At 53.6% G+C, this 274-nt stretch carries 1 protein-coding gene; it reads right to left on the reverse strand.

Annotated features, from left to right (window positions below; genetic code table 11):
* A partial coding sequence (locus PZC42_RS24600) for a hypothetical protein (RefSeq protein WP_277214120.1) occupies positions 1–274 on the reverse strand: 274 nt, incomplete at both ends.

Below are 274 nucleotides of genomic sequence, written 5' to 3' on the forward strand. Positions count from 1 at the left end.
GTGACGATGAATGCATCATCATCCAGACTGATCTCCTCTTCGAAGACAGGTTGATAATTGGTGTTTTCGGCATCGCTGTGCTCGGACAGCGGCCCCGGATTGTGTTCGCCGTCTCCTTGCTCACCCTGCTCCATTGTTGGGTTTGCGGGGTCTTCATTGTCTTCGGCATCGTCCGGGGTGTTATTATCTCTTGTGCTCGTATCGCTGTTCTTACTATGGCGAGGTTTAGAGCGGCGTCGCTGACGTCGGTGTTTTGGCTGCTTCTCAGGAGGCT

Origin of the sequence: Isoptericola croceus (assembly GCF_029382255.1) — a bacterium.
GTDB classification, from domain to species: domain Bacteria; phylum Actinomycetota; class Actinomycetes; order Actinomycetales; family Cellulomonadaceae; genus Isoptericola; species Isoptericola croceus.